This is a genomic window from Kitasatospora sp. NPDC002543 (genome assembly GCF_053594915.1).
Genome location: NZ_JBSFWR010000140.1, coordinates 1 through 18,649 on the forward strand (window position 1 = coordinate 1; position 18,649 = coordinate 18,649).

13 protein-coding genes are annotated in these 18,649 nt (G+C 72.3%); 4 read left to right on the forward strand and 9 right to left on the reverse strand.

Features of this window, described 5'->3' with window-relative positions:
• Positions 1-90: 90 nt before the first annotated feature.
• Both dnaE and ACWD4P_RS34980 read right to left on the reverse strand, forming a co-directional pair.
• Positions 91-3,624 carry a DNA polymerase III subunit alpha gene (gene dnaE / locus ACWD4P_RS34975; RefSeq protein ID WP_359824640.1) on the reverse strand — a complete coding sequence of 1,178 codons (3,534 nt, stop codon included), beginning with the start codon at positions 3,622-3,624 and terminating at the stop codon, positions 91-93.
• A gap of 133 nt (positions 3,625-3,757) precedes the next feature.
• Positions 3,758-4,555, reverse strand: a complete 798-nt coding sequence (locus ACWD4P_RS34980) for a hypothetical protein (protein ID WP_449782405.1) — start codon at positions 4,553-4,555, stop codon at positions 3,758-3,760.
• A gap of 153 nt (positions 4,556-4,708) precedes the next feature.
• On the opposite strand from ACWD4P_RS34980, the gene ACWD4P_RS34985 reads away from it, so the two are divergent.
• On the forward strand, positions 4,709-5,128 hold the full coding sequence (locus ACWD4P_RS34985) for an I66 family serine proteinase inhibitor (protein ID WP_449782406.1): 420 nt from the start codon (positions 4,709-4,711) through the stop codon (positions 5,126-5,128).
• A gap of 150 nt (positions 5,129-5,278) precedes the next feature.
• The gene (locus ACWD4P_RS34990; RefSeq protein ID WP_449782407.1) at positions 5,279-6,058 is read left to right on the forward strand and encodes a VOC family protein; all 780 of its coding nucleotides are present in this window, start codon (positions 5,279-5,281) and stop codon (positions 6,056-6,058) included.
• 146 nt (positions 6,059-6,204) lie between these two features.
• Here ACWD4P_RS34990 and ACWD4P_RS34995 read toward each other — a convergent pair whose 3' ends face one another.
• From ACWD4P_RS34995 to ACWD4P_RS35005, 3 genes are all read right to left on the reverse strand, one after another.
• Positions 6,205-6,783 carry a dienelactone hydrolase family protein gene (locus tag ACWD4P_RS34995; protein WP_359824630.1) on the reverse strand — a complete coding sequence of 193 codons (579 nt, stop codon included), beginning with the start codon at positions 6,781-6,783 and terminating at the stop codon, positions 6,205-6,207.
• A gap of 135 nt (positions 6,784-6,918) precedes the next feature.
• Positions 6,919-7,824 carry an ABC transporter permease gene (locus ACWD4P_RS35000; RefSeq protein ID WP_449782408.1) on the reverse strand — a complete coding sequence of 302 codons (906 nt, stop codon included), beginning with the start codon at positions 7,822-7,824 and terminating at the stop codon, positions 6,919-6,921.
• Positions 7,821-10,598, reverse strand: coding sequence for an alpha/beta fold hydrolase (locus ACWD4P_RS35005; protein WP_449782409.1), 2,778 nt, complete (start codon positions 10,596-10,598; stop codon positions 7,821-7,823). The genes ACWD4P_RS35000 and ACWD4P_RS35005 overlap by 4 nt, the downstream gene beginning before the upstream one ends.
• Before the next feature lie 97 nt (positions 10,599-10,695).
• Here ACWD4P_RS35005 and ACWD4P_RS35010 point away from each other — a divergent pair, with 97 nt between their 5' ends.
• Positions 10,696-11,715, forward strand: coding sequence for a mechanosensitive ion channel family protein (locus ACWD4P_RS35010; protein ID WP_359824626.1), 1,020 nt, complete (start codon positions 10,696-10,698; stop codon positions 11,713-11,715).
• A gap of 80 nt (positions 11,716-11,795) precedes the next feature.
• Here ACWD4P_RS35010 and ACWD4P_RS35015 read toward each other — a convergent pair whose 3' ends face one another.
• The 4 genes from ACWD4P_RS35015 to ACWD4P_RS35030 all read right to left on the reverse strand — a co-directional run bounded on the left by ACWD4P_RS35015 (position 11,796) and on the right by ACWD4P_RS35030 (position 14,545).
• Positions 11,796-12,260: a GNAT family N-acetyltransferase gene (locus ACWD4P_RS35015; RefSeq protein WP_449782410.1), complete on the reverse strand. Its 465-nt coding sequence runs from the start codon at positions 12,258-12,260 to the stop codon at positions 11,796-11,798.
• A gap of 1 nt (position 12,261) precedes the next feature.
• Complete coding sequence (locus ACWD4P_RS35020; protein ID WP_359824621.1) at positions 12,262-13,200, reverse strand: RluA family pseudouridine synthase; 939 nt, start codon at positions 13,198-13,200, stop codon at positions 12,262-12,264.
• Positions 13,201-13,254: 54 nt separating this feature from the next.
• Entirely contained in the window at positions 13,255-13,941 is a 687-nt protein-coding gene (gene lspA / locus ACWD4P_RS35025; protein WP_449782411.1) for a signal peptidase II, read from the reverse strand.
• A 133-nt stretch (positions 13,942-14,074) separates the two neighbouring features.
• Positions 14,075-14,545 (reverse strand): TraR/DksA family transcriptional regulator, encoded by a 471-nt coding sequence (locus ACWD4P_RS35030; protein WP_359824616.1) that lies wholly within the window; start codon positions 14,543-14,545, stop codon positions 14,075-14,077.
• Between the two features lie 663 nt (positions 14,546-15,208).
• On the opposite strand from ACWD4P_RS35030, the gene ileS reads away from it, so the two are divergent.
• Entirely contained in the window at positions 15,209-18,340 is a 3,132-nt protein-coding gene (gene ileS, locus ACWD4P_RS35035) for an isoleucine--tRNA ligase (RefSeq protein WP_359824614.1), read from the forward strand.
• Positions 18,341-18,649: the final 309 nt, after the last annotated feature.

Below are 18,649 nucleotides of genomic sequence, written 5' to 3' on the forward strand. Positions count from 1 at the left end.
GGAGCCACTGCGGAGCATTGGCGACCGACGACAACGCGGCGAGGTGCGTGCCCCGGCGTCGCACGCCCGGCGGGAATTGTCAGACACGCCCTAGCCCGCCAGGCAGCTCGGTCCGAGCAGCTGCTTCAGGTCCCCGAACAGCGCCGGGTCCGACTTCACCCGGTGCCGGTCGAGCCGCAGCACCGTGGTCTTGTTGCGGCTCTCCAGGCGCACCCGCACCTCGGTGGTGCCGCGGTGGCTGCCCAGCACCTCGCCGAGCCTGGCCACCAGCGGCGGGGTGACCTTCCCGCTCGGGATGTTGATGATGATCGGCGCCTCGGCGTGGGCGTTCGACAGGTCGGGGACGGACAGCTCCATGCCCATCAGCCGCGGCACGTCCTCCCGCTTGTCCAGCTTGCCGCGCACGAAGACGACCGCGTCCTCGACCAGCTGCGAGGACACCAGCTGGTAGCTGGCCGGGAAGAACATGCAGTCGATCGAGCCCGCGAGGTCCTCGACGGTCGCGATGGCCCAGGCGTTGCCCTGCTTGGTCATCTTCCGCTGGAGGCCCGAGATGATGCCGCCGATGGTGACGATCGTCCCGTCCGGCCGCTCCGCGAGATCGGCCACCGCGCAGTCCGCCTTGTCGGCGAGCACGTGCTCGATGCCGTGCAGCGGGTGCGAGGAGACGTACAGGCCGAGCATCTCCCGCTCCTGGGTGAGCAGGAAGGACTTCTCCCACTCCTCCTCGGAGAAGACGACGTCCAGTCCGAAGCTCGGCTCGTCCGCGGTGGCGTCGCCGCCGAAGAGGTCGAACTGCCCCTCGGCCTCCTTGCGCTTCACGCCGACGACGTTGTCGATCATCGGCTCGAACTGCGCGCTCAGGCCCTTGCGGGTGTGCCCGAGCGAGTCGAAGGCGCCGGCCTTGATCAGCGATTCGACGGTCCGCTTGTTGCAGACCACCGACTCCACCTTGTCCAGGAAGTCGGGGAACGACGCGAACTTCCCCTTCGCCTTCCGGGTCCGGATCATCGAGTCGACCACCGGCCCGCCGACGTTGCGGATGGCGGTCAGGCCGAAGCGGACCAGGGTGTCCCCGTGCGGGGTGAAGTCCGAGTCCGACTCGTTGACGTCCGGCGGCAGCACCTGGATGCCCATCTTGCGGCACTCGTTGAGGTAGACCGCGGACTTGTCCTTGTCGTCCTTGACGGAGGTGAGCAGGCCGGACATGTACTCGGCCGGGTAGTTGGCCTTGAGGTACGCCGTCCAGTACGAGACCAGCCCGTAGCCGGCGGTGTGCGCTTTGTTGAACGCGTAGCCGGAGAAGGGGACGAGGACGTCCCACACGGCCTGGATGGCCGCGTCGGAGTAGCCGCGCTCGCGGCAGCCCTTCTGGAAGGGGACGAACTCCGCCTCCAGGATCTCCTTCTTCTTCTTGCCCATGGCCCGGCGCAGCAGGTCCGCCTGGCCGAGCGAGTAGCCGGCCAGGATCTGCGCGGCCTTCTGCACCTGCTCCTGGTAGACGATCAGGCCGTACGTCGGCCGGAGCACCTCCTCCAGGGGCTTCTCCAGCTCCGGGTGGATCGGGGTGATCTCCTGCTGGCCGTTCTTGCGCAGCGCGTAGTTCGTGTGGGAGTTGACGCCCATCGGGCCCGGACGGTACAGCGCCAGGACGGCGGAGATGTCCTCGAAGTTGTCGGGCTTCATCAGGCGCAGCAGCGAGCGCATGGGGCCGCCGTCGAGCTGGAAGACGCCGAGCGTGTCGCCGCGGGCGAGGAGTTCGTAGGTGGGCTTGTCGTCGAGCGGCAGCTTGAGCAGCTCGATCTTCTCGCCCTTGTTCTTCTCGATCGCCTTGACGGCGTCGTCCATGATCGTCAGGTTGCGCAGGCCGAGGAAGTCCATCTTGAGGAGGCCGAGGCCTTCACAAGTCGGGTAGTCGAACTGCGTGATGGTGACGCCGTCGGTGTGCCGGGTCCAGACCGGGATGTGGTCGGTCAGCGGCTCGGCGGACATGATCACGCCGGCCGCGTGCACGCCGGGCTGACGGATCAGGCCCTCGATGCCGCGCGCGGTGTCGATGACCTTCCGGACGTCCGGGTCGGTCTCGTACAGCCCGCGGATCTCGCCCGCCTCGCTGTAGCGGGGGTGCGAGGAGTCGGTGATCCCGGAGAGCGGGATGCCCTTGCCCATGACGTCCGGCGGCATCGCCTTGGTGATCCGGTCACCCATCGCGTACGGGTAGCCGAGGACTCGCGAGGAGTCCTTGATGGCGGCCTTCGCCTTGATGGTGCCGTACGTGACGATCATGGCGACCTTGTCGGATCCCCACTTCTCGGTCACGTAGCGGATCACGTCACCGCGCCGGCGCTCGTCGAAGTCGATGTCGACGTCGGGCATGGAGATGCGCTCGGGGTTGAGGAAGCGCTCGAAGATCAGGCCGTGCGGGATGGGGTCGAGGTCGGTGATGCCCATCGCGTACGCGACCAGCGAGCCGGCCGCCGAACCACGGCCGGGGCCCACCGCGATGCCCTGGCTCTTGGCCCACATGATGAAGTCGGCGACCACGAGGAAGTACGCCGGGAACCCCATCTGGATGATGGTGTCCATCTCGTACTCGGCGAGCTTCTTGTGCTCCTCGTCGTACCCGTCCGGGAAGCGCCAGTCCATCCCCTCCCAGACCTTGGACTTGAAGAAGTCCGCCTCGGACTCGAAGCCCTCCGGGATGGGGAAGCGGGGCATCAGGTTCTTGAACTTGAACATGCCCTCGGTGTCGACCCGGGAGGCGACGAGGAGCTGGCTGTTGCGGCAGCCCTCCTGCCAGGCGTCCGAGGAGTCCAGGGCGTACATCTCGGCGGCGGACTTGATGTAGTAGCCGGTGCCGTCGAAGCGGAAGCGGTCCGGGTCGGAGAGGTTCTTGCCGGTCTGGACGCAGAGCAGGAGGTCGTGCGCGCCGGCGTCGGCCTCGGTGGTGTAGTGCGAGTCGTTGGTGACGACCGGCGGGATGTTCAGCTTCTTGCTGATCTCCAACAGCCCGTCGCGGACCCGCTTCTCGATGTCGAGGCCGTGGTCCATCAGCTCCAGGAAGTAGTTCTCCTTGCCGAAGATGTCCTGGTAGTCGGCGGCGGACTTCAGCGCCTCGTCGAACTGGCCGAGGCGCAGCCTGGTCTGCACCTCGCCGGAGGGGCAGCCGGTGGTGGCCATCAGCCCCTCGGAGAGCTCGGAGATCAGCTCCTTGTCCATCCGGGGCCACTTCACGAGCCAGCCCTCGGCGTAGGAGCGCGAGGTCAGCTTGAAGAGGTTGTGCAGGCCCTCCTTGTTGCGGGCCCAGATGGTCTTGTGGGTGTACGCGCCGGACGCCGAGACGTCGTCCCGCTTCTGGTGCGGCTGGCCCCACAGGATGCGCTTGGTGTTGGAGCGGGACTCCGGGGCGACGTACGCCTCGATGCCGATGACGGGGGTGATGCCGGCGGCGGTGGCCTGCTTGTGGAACTCGGCGGCGCCGTACATGTTCCCGTGGTCGGTCATGGCCACGTGGGTCTGACCGAGGCGCTCGACCTCCTTGAACATCTGCTTCAGCCGGGCGGCACCGTCCAGCATCGAGTACTCGGTGTGGACGTGCAGATGCGCGAACGGCTGGTCGCTCAAGGCGGGGCCTCCGGAGGCTCTGGTGCTGGTCTGGTGGGCCGGCGAACGCGCAGGTCACGGGGGTCGCCCCCGGAAATGGATGTGGCCCGGAGCACCTCGCGGGGTCCGGACCATCACTCACACGTTCACGCGTCTACTCTAGCCCCCTTCGAACGGCTTCCCCGTCCTCCGGGAAGGCCTCCCGGGTCAGTTCGGCGAGTCGCGCCCCGGCGGCCGCGCGGACCTCGGACGACTCCAGCGGGTCGTTCCCGAGGTACGCCAGCCGGGCCCTCACGTCGGGCCGGTCGGGGGCGTGCGCGGCACCGAGGAGACGGGCTCGCGCCTCGCAGTCCCACAGTGACTCGGCGTACGCCCCGGCCGTCCCGGCCGACCCGATCGCGGCCAGCGCCTCCAGGTAGTCGGCCCGCTCGTACGAGTGCGGGGTCCACAGCCAGAACCGGCGCAGCAGCGAGGCGGCGCCGGCGCCCTCGGCGCCGAAGCGGGCCAGCCCCCGGGCGAGCGCGGCCGGGCCGCACCAGGCGCGGTCCACCCAGTGCTGCTCCAGCCCCGCGACCAGCGCCGGCACGTCCGGGCCCGCGCCGTCCGGGCCGTCGCCGTCCGGGCCTCCCGGAGGCACGCTCACGGCCTCCGGCTCCGGGCCACCGGACGCCAACAGCTCCAGGACGCCCGCCGCCCGCGCCCGGGTGTCCCCGTCCCCGGCCAGGAGTTCCTCCACCGGCCCTAGCGGCAGCTCCAGGTCCCGGACCAGACGGGCCAGGTACAGGTCGCGGTCGTCGGCCCGCGCGTCCCAGCGCCACTCCCGGCGGATGCAGCCGTACACGAGCCCGGCGGCGGCCGCCGGGTCCTCCGCCGCCATCAGCGCGCCCAGTCCCCGGCCGCGCTGGAGGAGGCCGGGGAGGGTGGTCGCCGGGGCGTAGCGGTCTGCGTGCATGGGCTCCATCGTGCCGCAGCCCCCGACGGGCGGGCCGCGGGGGTCCCGCCCGTCGCTCGTTCAGGTGACGGCCCGCCGAGGTCGCTCCCCCGGCTTCCTCCGAGCACGTACAACTGTCCTGCACCTCGCCCGCACCGCGAAGGAATGACCACCATGGCGCAGCTGGAGTCCGGCCTCTACACCATCCAGGACGGCGACGCCAGGATCGGCCGAGCCCGTCACGAGGCCCTGGACCTCTCCCCCAAAGCCGTCTTCGCCAACACCGACGACCAGGACGCCGTCTGGGTCGTGGAGGCCTACCCCAACAACCGCTACCGGCTCTACGCCAAGGGCGCCCCGACGGCCGTGGAGGACCTCAAGCCCGCCGGCCCGCTGGTCTCCCTCCTCCTCGACCAGGGCGACGCCACCGAGTGGGAGCTGATCCCCGTCGACGGCGCCCCGGACGCCTACCGGATCAAGTCCCCCCACGGCTCCTCGTGGACCGTCCTCGAACCCGGCCGGCAGAGCCTGATCGAGGTCATCCCGGTCCTCGAAGGCTCCACCGCCTTCACCTTCGCGAGGATCGACGTCTGAGGGGCCGCGGGGGCTCGCCCGTCACCCGTACGGACGCACCCGGCCACGGCGGGCCGTCCGGCCCGGCGGCCGGGGCGGTGTCCCGAGTGGCGGAGCCCGGTGCGCGAGGGGATGGTGACCGGCAGAGACCCCTCACCAGAAAGGGCGATCATGCCCGAGGTCACCACCCCGTACGCGACCGGCACCCCGTGCTGGATCGATCTGATGGCCAAGGACCAGCAGGCCGCGCTGGACTTCTACCGCGACCTCCTCGGCTGGCAGGGCCAGGTCGGCGGGAAGGAGTTCGGCGGCTACGCCGTCTGCGAGCTCGACGGCAAGGCCGTGGCCGGCATCGGTTCGACGATGGCCCCCGAAGGGACACCGGAGCCGCCGACCGTCTGGACCAGCTACCTGGCCACCACCGACGCCCAGGCCACCCAGGACGCGATCGTCTCCGCCGGCGGCACCCTGCTCGCGCCGGTGATGGACGTCGGCGACCTGGGCCGGATGCTGATCGCCGCCGACCCCCAGGGCGCGGTGTTCGGCGCCTGGCAGGCCGGGCGGTTCTCCGGAGCCAGGGTCGTCAACCAGCCCGGCGCGCTGACCTGGAACGAGCTCCACACCAGCGACATCCCGGCCGCCACCGCCTTCTACGGCGAGGCGTTCGGCATCGAGATCGAGCCGCTGGACGGCGCCGACTCGTACTGGGAGCTGCGGGTCGGCGGCCGCGCGGTCGGCGGCGCGACCCTGCTCGCCAACGACCCGCCCGGCACCCCGGCCCACTGGCTGACCTACTTCTCGGTCGACGACGTCGACTCCACCGTGGACGCCCTGGTCAGGAGCGGCGGCACCGTCCTCGCCCCGCCCTTCGACATGATGGCCGGCCGGATGGCCGTGGTCGCCGACCCGCAGGGCGCCCCCTTCGCGATGATCAGGCCCCAGCCCCTCTGACCCGCCCCCGCCGGCCCCACACCGCCCCGCCCGCCCGGACCCGGTCCGGGCGGGCGGCCGTACCGGCGGCAGAGCTCTCGGCCGTGCCCCCGGTTCCCGCTCCGCCGCTCCGTCGGTCGTCCGGCTCGGTCGGTCGTCCAGCTCGGTCAGTCGTCCAGCTCGGCGAGGAAGGCCAGCGTCGCCGCCCAGGCCCGCTCGGCCGCCTCCTCGTCGTAGTCCGGCAGCTCCGGGTCGGTGAACAGGTGCCCGGCGCCGCGGTAGCGGTGCACCTCCACGTCGGCCCCGGCCCGCAGCATCCGCAGGTACCAGGCGTTCAGCCAGTCCTCCGGCTCGAACGGGTCCGGCTCGGCGATGTGCAGCTGCACCGGGATCTCGGTGGTCGCGTCCTCCCGCAGGTCCGAGGTGCCGTGCAGGAGCAGCAGCCCGCGCGCCTTCTCGTCGCCCAGCGCCAGGTTCTGCGCGACCGCGCCGCCGAGCGAGAAGCCGGCGTACACCAGTCCGCCCTCGGACAGCGGGGCGGCCGCCGTCACCGCCCGCCGCAGCAGCTCGTCGCGGCCGCCGAGCTCCTCCTGGAACTCCTGCGCCTCCTCGACGGACTCGAAGGTCCGCCCGTCGAACAGGTCCGGCGTGTGGACGGAGTGCCCGGCGGCGCGCAGCCGCTCGGCGGCGGCGCGCACGGCGGGGCGCAGCCCGTAGGCGGAGTGGAAGAGGACGATCTGGGCCACGGTTCGGGTCCTTCACCAGGGAGGTCAGCTACCCACCCATGATCCCGCATGCCCCGCCGGACGCCCACGACGCGTACGGCACGCGTCCACGGCACCCCGTCCACGGCACCTGGCACCCGGGCCACGGCGTCCCGTCTACGACACCACGTCCTTGCGCGCGAAGCCGCGGAACGCCAGCGCCAGCAGCACCACCGCGTACGAGAGCGACAGCGAGACGCCCTGCACCATGCCGCCCCACTCCAGCTGCGGCTGCAGGGCGTCCGCCCAGGAGTACTGCCAGTGCGCCGGCAGCCACTCCCGCAGGTCGCCCAGCGCGGTGACGGCGTCCAGCACCCCGGTGATGATCGAGGCGAACACGGCGCCGCCGACCGCGCCCAGCGGCGCGTCCGTCGCCGTGGACAGCCAGAAGGCCAGCGCGGCGATCACGATCTCGCTGAGGAAGACGAAGGCCACCGCGACGGCGATCCGGGGCAGCGCCTCCGCGGCCGGGAGGCTGACCCCGGCGGGCAGTTTGAGGTCCCCCCAGCCGTACGCCGCCGTGCCGACGGCCAGGCCGATCGCGGGCAGCATCACCACCGCCACCGCCGAGAACCCGAGCCCGACCGCGAACTTGCGGGCCAGCAGCCGGGCCCGGGGCACCGGCGCGGCCAGCAGGTAGCGCAGCGAGGACCAGCTGGCCTCGGAGGCGACGGTGTCCCCGCAGAACAGCGCGACCGGGATGACCAGCATGAAGCCGGTCCCGACGAACAGCATGGTGACCGCGAAGTTGGCCCCCGAGGCGGTGGCCAGGTCGATGAAGGTGGTCCGGTCCGGGCGGCCCGGGGTGCCGCCGATCTGGAACGCGGCCAGGATGACGAACGGCATGGCGGCCAGCACCGCGCCGATCACCAGGGTGCGGCGCCGGCGCAGCTGGCGCAGCGCCTCCACCCGCAGCGGCAGCGTCCGGCCCGCCCGGTACCCCGCGGCGTGGTCCCTCGACTCGACGCGGTCCTCCGACCCGGCGCGGTCCTTCGACTCGTGGTCCGTCGGCACGACGCTCACGCTCCACCTCCGATCAGCGACAGGAACGCGTCCTCCAGCCGACGCTGCGGCCCGGCGCTCTCCACCGGCACCTCCAGCCGCACCAGTTCGGCCAGCAGCGCGCTGGCCGCCAGTCCGTCCAGGCGCACCAGCAGGCCGCCCTCGACGGCCTCCACCGAGCCGACCCCGGCCAGCGCGCCGACCTTCTCGACCACGGGCGCCGGGTCGTACGGCCCGGCGACGCCGATCATCAGCAGCTCGCCGGCGCCCACGATGTCCCCGACCGGGCCGGCTGTGACCAGCCGTCCGCGGTCCATCACCACGAGGTCCGTGCAGCTCTGCTCGACCTCGGACAGCAGGTGGCTGGACACGATCACGGTCCGGCCGCCGGCCGCGTACCGGATCATGACCTCGCGCATCTCGCGGATCTGCGGCGGGTCCAGCCCGTTGGTCGGCTCGTCCAGGATCAGCAGGTCCGGCATCCCGAGCATGGCCTGGGCGATCGCCAGCCGCTGCCGCATGCCCTGCGAGTACGTCCGCACCGCGCGGTCCAGCGCCTCGCCGAGTCCGGCGATGGCCAGCGCCTCGTCGAAGCGCGCGTCGGCCTCCGGCCGTCCGGTGGCCTGCCAGTACAGCCGCAGGTTGGCCCGCCCGGTGAGGTGCGGCAGGAAGCCCGCGCCCTCGACGAACGCCCCGACCCGCGACAGCACCGGCGCGCCGGGCCGCACCAGGTGGCCGAAGATCCGGATCTCCCCGGCGTCCGGCCGGATCAGCCCCATCAGCATCCGCAGCGTGGTGGTCTTGCCCGCGCCGTTCGGCCCGAGCAGCCCGAGCACCTGCCCCTGCTCCACCCGGAAGCCCAACTCCCGTACGGCGTAGCGGTCCTGGGCGCCCTTGTAGCGCTTGCTCAGCCCGCTGATCCGCAGCGGCACCGCGGCCAGCTCCGGGTCGAAGGCGGGCCCGGCGGCGGCCCGGCGGCGCCGCAGCCGCGGCACCAGCAGCAGGGCCGCGGCCACCAGCACGGCGGCCGCCGGCAGCAGCCAGGTGCGCGCGGGCAGCGGCGCCGCCTCGGTGACGAGCTCCTCGACGGTCGGCACGGTGAGTGCCCCGGCCGGCTCCACCCGGTAGGTGGCCGGCTCGACCGGCGAGGCGTACGCGAGGTCGGTGCTCGCCAGCACCAGCCGCAGCCGGTGCCCGGCCGGGAAGGTGTGGTCCACGGTCGGCAGCACCACCGTGACGGTCTGCCCGGCGTCCGCGCCGGTGACCCTCAGCGGGGCGGCGAGCTGCTGGGGCAGCACCGTTTTGCCGTCCGGCCCGAGGTCGTACAGCTTCGCGAACAGCACCGCGTCCGACCGGTCGGCCGTGACCCGCAGCGGCACCGTCGGCTGCCCGGTCAGGTGCAGCGGCGTGTCCAGCGGCGCCGAGTCGAAGGCGGCGTTCTGCCCGGGGAAGTCCAGCGAGAGCCCGGCGCCCAGCGAGGCCGCCTGGCTGAGCGCGCCGATGCCCGGCAGCGTCGAGATCCCGGGCGGCGCGCCGCCGGGCGGGTTGGCGAGGGTCCGCTCGCCGCCCGCCAGCCCGACGGTCCGCGAGCCGGTCCCGCCCAGTCCCGGGTAGCGGTCGGCGGTGGCCCCGCGCAGCACGGCCTGGAAGCCGGTCGAGTCCACCCCGCCGGTGCGGGTGACCCGGAACGCGGCGCCGGTGTCGTCCGCCGCCCCCTTCACGTAGTGGTCGAACCAGGCCGTCACCCGGTCGTCGACCCGGGCGCTGGTGTCCGTCCCGCCGTCGTGGCCGCCGGCGAACCAGTCGACCGCCACCGGCGCGCCGTTGGCCGCCACCGCCCCGGCGATGCGGTCCCCCTGGTCCAGCGGGAACAGCGAGTCCTGCTGCCCCTGCACGACCAGCGTGGGCGCCTTCAACCGCCCGGCCACCGAGGACGGGCTGGAGCGCTCCAGCAGCGCGACGGCCTCCGGGTCGGCGTGCCCGGAGGTGGCGACCCGGTCGTACATCCGGCAGAGCTCGTCCAGGAACCGCCCGCAGCCGACCGGCCCGTCCGCCGCCGGCTTCGGTCCGCCGCTCTCCCGCGGCGCCCCGCCGGAGGGCCCGAGGTCCCCGGCCGAGCCGGTCGTGAAGAAGATCCCGGCCCACAGCTTCTTGAACACGCCGTCCACCGCGCCGGAGCCCTGGACGCCCTGCGGGAACAGCGCGTCGGCCAGGTTCCACCAGGTGATCTGGGTGGCCACCGCGTCGATCCGGGGGTCGTACGCGGAGGCCAGCAGCGAGATCGCCCCGCCGTAGGAGGCGCCGGTGATGCCGACCCTCGGGTCGTCGGCCGCGTCCAGCCGCACCTCGGGCCGCTGGGCCAGCCAGTCCACCAGGTGCTTGACGTCCTCGACCTCGCGGTCCGGCGCGTTCAGCCCGATCCGGCCGCCCGAGTGCCCGAAGCCGCGCGCCGACCAGGTCAGCACCGCGTACCCCTGCCGGGCCAGCTGTTCGGCGCGCTCGCGCTCGCCCTCCTTGGAGCCGCCGAAGCCGTGCGCCAGCAGCACCGCCGGGCGCGGACCGCCGCCGTCGGTGACGAAGAAGGAGGTGTCCAGCTGGACCTGCTGGGCGCTGCCGGGCGTCTCCGGCATGCCGAGGAAGCGGTCCTCCTGGTGGACCGCCCGCTCACCGCCGGACGCCACCGTCGCGGTGCCCACCGCGGCCACCGCCACCAGGGCCACCGCCCCGGCCAGCAGCCCGCGTCCGACCGATGTTCCCCGGGCGCGCCAGCGACGCCATGCCCCACCGAACTCCATGGCCGCTGATCGTATCGGCCGTCCGGGTAGGCGTCCGATAAAGCCACCGGGCCGTCCCGTCCGTTTCGCCCCACTGTGCCCGGGTATCGTACGGCCCATGCCCTGGCCGCTGATCTCGCTGCTCGCCACCGTCGCCGCCACCCTGGCGATCGGCTGGATCGTCGACCAGGCCCTCCAGCGGATCGCCGCCCGACAGCCCTCGGCACCGGTCTGGCCGCTCCTGCGCCGCTGCCGGATCCCGCTCCAGCTCGCCGTCGTGTCGGCCCTGCTGCTCGCCGCCAGGCCGCTCCAGCGGATCTTCCACCTGAAGAGCGACGACGGCGCCCACCACCTGCTCCTGCTGCTCCTGCTCGCCTCGCTGGGCTGGCTGACCGTCCGCGTGGTGGCCGCCGTCCTGGAGGCGCTGCTCGACCGCTACGAGACCCGTGTCGGGGACCCGGCCCGGATCCAGCGGGTCCACACCCAGATCAGCATGCTGCGCCGGGTGGTCAGCGCCCTGATCGTCGTGGTCACGGTGGCCGTGATGCTGCTGACCTTCTCCGCCATGCGCACCATCGGCGCCAGCCTGCTCGCCTCGGCGGGCATCATCGGGATCGTGGCCGGCATCGCCGCCCAGAGCACCCTGGGCAACTTCTTCGCCGGCCTCCAGATCGCCTTCGGCGACACCGTCCGGATCGGCGACACCGTGGTGGTGGACGGCCAGCAGGGCACCGTCGAGGAGATCACCCTGACCTACCTGGTGGTCCGGCTCTGGGACTACCGCCGGCTGATCGTCCCGGTGTCGTACTTCGTCAACAAGCCCTTCGAGAACTGGACCCGCCGCGACCCGGGCCTGCTCGCCGCCGTCCTGCTGCACCTCGACCACAGCACCGCGGTGGACGAACTGCGCGCCACCCTGCGCGCCCGCCTCGACCGGCACCCGCTCTGGGACGGCGGCGAGTGGGCCCTCCAGGTCACCGACACCACGCCCAGCACCATCGTCGTCCGCGCCACCATGACCGCCCGCACCCCCGACGACGCCGCGCAGCTCCGCTTCGACATCCGCGAACAGCTCATCGCCCACCTGCGCGACGAGCACCCCCACGCCCTCCCGCGCCTGCGCACCACCGACACCTGAGCGGAGGACGAACGGAGCTCCCCGCACCCCGACGGGGGCACGGGGAGCTCCACGGCACGAACGCCTCCGGCGCTACGGCACTACAGCACCCGCGTCATCGTCCGGTGCGGGATCCCGGCGTCGTCGTACACCGGCCCCTCGGCCACGTACCCCAGCCGCTCGTAGAACCCGAGCGCCTGCACCTGCGCGTGCAGCTCGACCTCGGCGCCCCCGCGCTCGGCCCCGGCGGCCTCGACCGCCCGGACGAGCAGCGCCCCGAGCCCCGTTCCGCGCGCCGCCGCGACGACCGCGAGCCGCCCGAGCAGCACCCGCCCCTCGACACCGCCGGTGAGCTCGCGCGCCTGCGCCCCGAAGATCAGCCGCGCCGTCCCCAGCGGGGCCCCGTCGGCGCCGACGGCCAGCAGGTGCACCGAGGTCGCGTCGTACTCGTCGTACTCCAGCTCCTCCGGCACGTTCTGCTCGACGACGAACACCTCGCGCCGGACGGCCCGCACGAGCTCCAGGTCCGGCTCCCCCTCGGCGACCCTGATCGCGGTGGCCGACACCTCAGCTCTCCGCCGCGATGATGTCCAGCGCCTTGCTGAGGTCCTCCGGGTACTCGCTGGAGAACTCGACCCACTGCCCGTCCGCCGGGTGCTCGAAGCCGAGCGACACCGCGTGCAGCCACTGCCGGGTCAGCCCCAGCCGCTTGGCCAGCGTCGGGTCGGCGCCGTACGTCAGGTCGCCCACGCAGGGGTGCCGCAGCGCGGACATGTGGACGCGGATCTGGTGGGTGCGGCCGGTCTCCAGCTTGATCGCCAGCAGCGACGCGGCCCGGTACGCCTCGATCAGGTCGTAGTGGGTGACGGACGGCTTGCCGTCCCGGGTGACCGCCCACTTCCAGTCCGAGCTGGGGTGCCGGCCGATCGGCGCGTCCACCGTCCCGCTCATCGGGTCCGGGTGGCCCTGCACCAGCGTGTGGTACCGCTTCTCGGTGATCCGGTCGTGGAACTGCCGCTTGAGGTCGGTGTACGCGCGCTCGGACTTGGCGACCACCATCAGCCCGGAGGTGCCGACGTCCAGCCGGTGCACGATGCCCTGGCGCTCGGCGGCGCCCGACGTGGAGATCCGGTACCCGGCCGCGGCCAGTCCGCCGATCACCGTGGGGCCGGTCCAGCCCGGGCTGGGGTGCGCGGCGACGCCGACCGGCTTGTCGACCAGGACGATGTCCTCGTCGTCGTGCACGATCCGCATGCCCTCGACGTGCTCGGCGACGATCTGCACGGGGGCGGCCGGGGCCGGGATCTCGACCTCCAGCCAGGACCCGGCGGTCACCCGGTCCGACTTGCCGGCCACGGCGCCGTCGAGCGTCACCTTGCCCTCGGCGGCCAGCTCGGCGGCCTTGGTCCGGGAGAAGCCGAACATCCGGGACAGGGCGGCGTCGAGGCGCTCGCCCTCCAGGCCGTCGGGAACGGGGAGGCTGCGGATCTGCGCTGCGGTACTCACCCGTACGAGTATGCCGGAAACGCGACCCGCCCCCCGCCCGCCGGTGGCCGGGGGCTACTTCCCGGCCCGCCCCGGCTTCTCGGCCTTCTCGGCCGGCTGGTGGACGGTCCCGTCCGGGTTGCTGCCCCGGAAGGAGAGCAGGACCACCAGGATCCCGCCGCAGACGATCGCCGAGTCGGCGAGGTTGAAGACCGCGAAGTGCTGGACGGAGATGAAGTCCACCACGTGTCCGCGGAAGACGCCGGGCGCGCGGAACAGCCGGTCGGTGAGGTTGCCGAGCGCCCCGCCGAGCAGCAGCCCGAGCGCGATCGCCCACGGCAGGCTGTACAGCCGGCGGGCGATCCGCCAGATCACCACGATGACGGCGGAGGCGATCATCGTGAAGACGACGGTCAGCGCCTGTCCCATCCCGAAGGCCGCGCCCGAGTTGCGGATCACCTGGAAGGTGACCACGTCGCCGATCACCTTGATCGCCGCGTGGTTCTCCAGCCGGGCGACCACCAGCAGCTTGCTGCCGAGGTCGATCAGGAGTGCGAGCACCGCGACGACCAGCAGCACGCCGATCCGGCGCGGGCCCTTGGGCTTCTCGGCCGTCTCGGCGTCCACGGACGCCCCGGTCGGCTCGGCCACGGGCACCTCCACGGCATCGGCGGGGGGCGGGACGGCGTCGTCCCGGGTCTGGGGGGAACCTTGCGTGCTGATGATCCGCTCCGCTGCCGATGGAGCTCCCCCGGTCCGCAGGAGGGGGAGGGTGGTGAGCCGGTGACGGCCTGCCCGCGTTCTTCACGAACGCGTCAGACGACGTTACTCAGGCGACGTTACGGGGTCGAGCGTACGGCAAGCCCGACCCCCCTCGTCGCTCCGGTCGCCCGGTTCAACGGCGTTCCTGCTTGGCCTTGCACTGCACGCAGAGCGTCGCCCGGGGGAAGGCCTGCATCCGGGCCTTTCCGATGGCCTGTCCGCAGGACTCGCAGGTGCCGAAGCCGACGCCCTCCAGCCGTTCCAGGGCCCGCTCGGTCTGGGCCAGGCTGTCCCGCGCGTTGTTGGCGAGCGCCAGCTCGCTCTCCCGCGAGATGTTCTTCGTACCGGCGTCCACCTGGTCGTCGCCGGCTCCGTCGTTGGAGTCGCGCATCAGCCCGGAGATGGCCGCCTCGGCGGCGCCGATCTCGCCGCGGAGCCGGTCCAGATCTCCGATCAGCTCGTGGTGCAGCTCGTGGACCTCCTCGGTGGTCCACGGGTCCTCGCCGGGCCGGACCGGCAGCGTGGCCGGGTCGACGGACTCCGCGCCGCGCGGTGCGGTGACGGTGTCGGTGCTCGTGCTCGAGTTCGGTGCGGTAGTGGTCACGGTCCCCTCCCCTGGGTCGACCGCCACGGCCTTGCGTGCCCGCTTGGTGGCGGTACCCACGCCGGTTCCCTTCTCAGCCATGGCTTTCGACCCCATCTACGAACGAATCGAGCCGCCGGTTCCCGGCGGCTTCCAGTGCCGGAACGATAATCCCGATCAAAACCGGTCACAACATGACATACCGACGCCCCATAACGATCCCACCCAGGCAGCCGCCCCAACCGTCACGCCCCGTGCGCTCATGGATTTGTGCCCAGATCGACTCCGGCTAATCTCCACCGTCGAACACCTCCGGAGCTCCCCCGGAACGCCCCGGACCACCCGGGGGAGGCGGTCGGGGCGAAACGGTTTGGACAAACCGACTCGCCCGGCCGATACACTGGGCCTGCGAGGCGCAGATGGGACGAGTACCGACGTACGCAGCCACCAGCGACCCGGGGACGGTGCGAGCCCGGGGGTGTGCACGGCGGGAAGATCACCCCGGAGTCGCCGGAAGAACGGCCGCCACCACCACGGCGTCCCACTAGACCCGGCAGCAAACCCCAAACAAGAGGGCCGTGAACGCAGCACCGCGGCCAAGGAGGGTGGTACCGCGGGTCGGCGAACGCCGTCTCGTCCCTCCGGAGGATCCAGTCCCAGCATCCGCCGGAGGTAGACGCCGCGATGGCCAGCTCCTACAACCCCGTCCCCGCGCAGGTGGATCTGCCTGCCCTTGAGCACCAGATCCTTTCCTTCTGGCAGGACGACAAGATCTTCCAGCGCAGTCTGGAGCAGTCCGAGGGCCGCCCCGAGTGGGTGTTCTACGAGGGCCCGCCCACCGCCAACGGCATGCCCGGCGCGCACCACATCGAGGCCCGCGTCTTCAAGGACGTCTTCCCGCGCTTCCGGACCATGAAGGGCTACCACGTCGCCCGCAAGGCCGGCTGGGACTGTCACGGCCTGCCGGTCGAGCTCGCCGTCGAGAAGGAGCTGGGCTTCTCCGGCAAGCAGGACATCGAGGCGTACGGCATCGCCGAGTTCAACGCCAAGTGCCGCGAGTCGGTGACCCGCCACACCGACGCCTTCGCCGAGCTGACCACCCGCATGGGGTACTGGGTCGACCTCGACGAGGCCTACCGGACGATGGACCCGTCGTACGTCCAGTCCGTCTGGTGGTCGCTCAAGCAGATCTTCGACAAGGGCCTGCTGGTGCAGGACCACCGGGTCGCCCCCTGGTGCCCGCGCTGCGGCACCGGCCTCTCGGACCACGAGCTGGCCCAGGGCTACGAGACCGTGGTCGACCCGTCGGTCTTCGTCCGCTTCCCGCTGACCAGCGGCCCGCTGGCCGGCCAGGCCGCCCTGCTGGTCTGGACCACCACCCCGTGGACCCTGGTCTCCAACACCGCCGCCGCCGTCCACCCGGACGTCACCTACGTGGTGGCCACCGACGGCGACGAGAAGCTCGTCGTCGCCGAGCCGCTGGTCGCCAAGGCGCTCGGCGAGGGCTGGGAGACCACCGGCGAGTCCTTCACCGGCGCCGAGATGGAGCGCTGGGCCTACCGCCGCCCCTTCGACCTGGTCGAGATCGAGAACGCCCACTACGTCCTCAACGCCGACTACGTCACCACCGAGGACGGCACCGGCATCGTCCACCAGTCCCCCGCCTTCGGCGCGGACGACCTCGCGACCTGCCGCAAGTACGGCCTGCCGGTGGTCAACCCGGTGCTCGGCGACGGCACCTTCGCCCCCGAGGTCCCGCTGGTCGGCGGCCAGTTCTTCAAGAAGGCCGACGAGGCCCTGGTCGCGGACCTCAAGGAGCGCGGCCTGCTCTTCCGCCACCTGCCGTACGAGCACAGCTACCCGCACTGCTGGCGCTGCCACACCGCGCTGCTCTACTACGCGCAGCCGTCGTGGTACATCCGGACCACCGCCGTCAAGGACGCGATGATCCGTGAGAACGAGGCCACCAACTGGTACCCGGACACCGTCAAGCACGGCCGCTTCGGCGACTGGCTGAACAACAACATCGACTGGGCGCTCAGCCGCAACCGCTACTGGGGCACCCCGCTGCCGATCTGGCGCTGCGAGGAGGGCCACCTCACCTGCGTCGGCTCGCTGGCCGAGCTGTCCGAGCTCACCGGCACCGACCAGAGCGGCCTCGACCCGCACCGCCCGTACATCGACGCGGTGACCTTCGCCTGCCGCGACTGCGGCGGCACCGCCACCCGCGTGCCCGAGGTCATCGACGCCTGGTACGACTCGGGCTCGATGCCCTTCGCCCAGTACGGCTACCCGTACCGGAACAAGGAGCTGTTCGAGAAGCGCTACCCGGCGCAGTTCATCTCCGAGGCGATCGACCAGACCCGCGGCTGGTTCTACACGCTGATGGCGGTCGGCACCCTGGTGTTCGACAAGAACAGCTACGAGAACGTCGTCTGCCTGGGCCACATCCTGGCCGAGGACGGCCGCAAGATGTCCAAGCACCTGGGCAACATCCTCCAGCCGATCCCGCTGATGGACCAGCACGGCGCCGACGCCGTCCGCTGGTTCATGGCGGCCGGCGGTTCGCCCTGGTCGGCCCGCCGGGTCGGCCACGGCACCATCCAGGAGGTGGTTCGCAAGACCCTCCTCACCTACTGGAACACCGTCGCCTTCCAGGCCCTGTACGCCCGCACCTCGAACTGGGCGCCCTCCGCGAACGACCCGGCCCCGGCCGACCGTCCTCAGCTGGACCGCTGGGTGCTCTCCGAGCTGAACACCCTGGTCCGCGAGGTCGACGCCGCCTACGAGGCGTACGACACCCAGCGCGCCGGCAAGCTGCTGTCGGGCTTCGTCGACGACCTCTCCAACTGGTACGTCCGCCGCGGCCGCCGCCGCTTCTGGCAGGGCGACGCCGCCGCGCTCGCCACCCTGCACGAGGCGCTGGAGACCGTCACCCGCCTGATGGCGCCGCTCACCCCGTTCATCACCGAGCGGGTCTGGCAGGACCTGGTCGTCCCGGTCGTCCCGCAGGCCCCGGCCTCGGTGCACCTGGCCACCTGGCCGGAGGCCGACGAGTCGCTGATCGACACCGAGCTCTCCCGGCACATGGCGCTGGTCCGCCGCCTGGTCGAGCTCGGCCGGGCCACCCGCGCCGAGTCCGGCGTGAAGACCCGTCAGCCGCTCTCGCGCGCCCTGGTCGCCGCCCAGGGCTGGGAGGAGCTGCCCGCCGACCTGCGCGCGCAGATCGCCGAGGAGCTCAACGTCTCCACCCTGGAGTCCCTCGCGGAGGTCGGCGGCTCGCTGGTCGACACCAGCGCCAAGGCCAACTTCCGCGCGCTGGGCAAGCGTTTCGGCAAGGGCGTCCAGGACGTCGCCAAGGCGGTCGCCGCCACCGACGCCGCCCGCCTGGCCGCCGAACTGCGCGCGACCGGCGAGACCTCGGTCGACCTCAACGGCGAGACGATCACCCTCTCCCCCGACGAGGTGATCATCACCGAGACCCCGCGCGAGGGCTGGGCCGTCGCCAACGAGTCCGGCGCCACCGTCGCCCTCGACCTGGCCATCACCCCGGAGCTCAAGCGCCTCGGCATCGCCCGCGACGCCATCCGCCAGATCCAGGAGGCCCGCAAGAACTCCGGCCTCGACGTCGCCGACCGCATCGTCCTGCGCTGGCGCGCCACCTCCGAGGAGACCGCCGAGGCCATCGCCGAACACGGCCCCCTCGTCGCCGAAGAGGTCCTCGCCACCGACTTCGCCGCCGGCGCCGCCGACTGGGAGTCCGAGTCCTTCACCGACGACTCCCTCGGCCTCGCCTTCCAGCTCCGCAAGGCCTGACCCCGCACCACCCCGAACCGCCGTCCGGCCCCCGCCGGGCGGCGGTTCCGTCTCTCCCCACCCACCCGTCACGCCCTCTCCCCCGCCGGCCTCCCACCTCCGGAGCCGCCCCTCCTCCCGCCCCCGGAGCCTCCCCTCCTCCCGCCCCCTCCCGCCCTCCTCCCGCCCTTCTCCCTCCCCACCCGCGCGGCACGCCCCCACCCTCCCCGCCCCCTCCCGCCCCCTCCTCCTCCCCCGCGAGAGGGACGCGCTGCGGGAGGGGGCGGCGCAGGGGGTGGGTGCGGAGAGGGGCGTGACGGGTGATTTTCA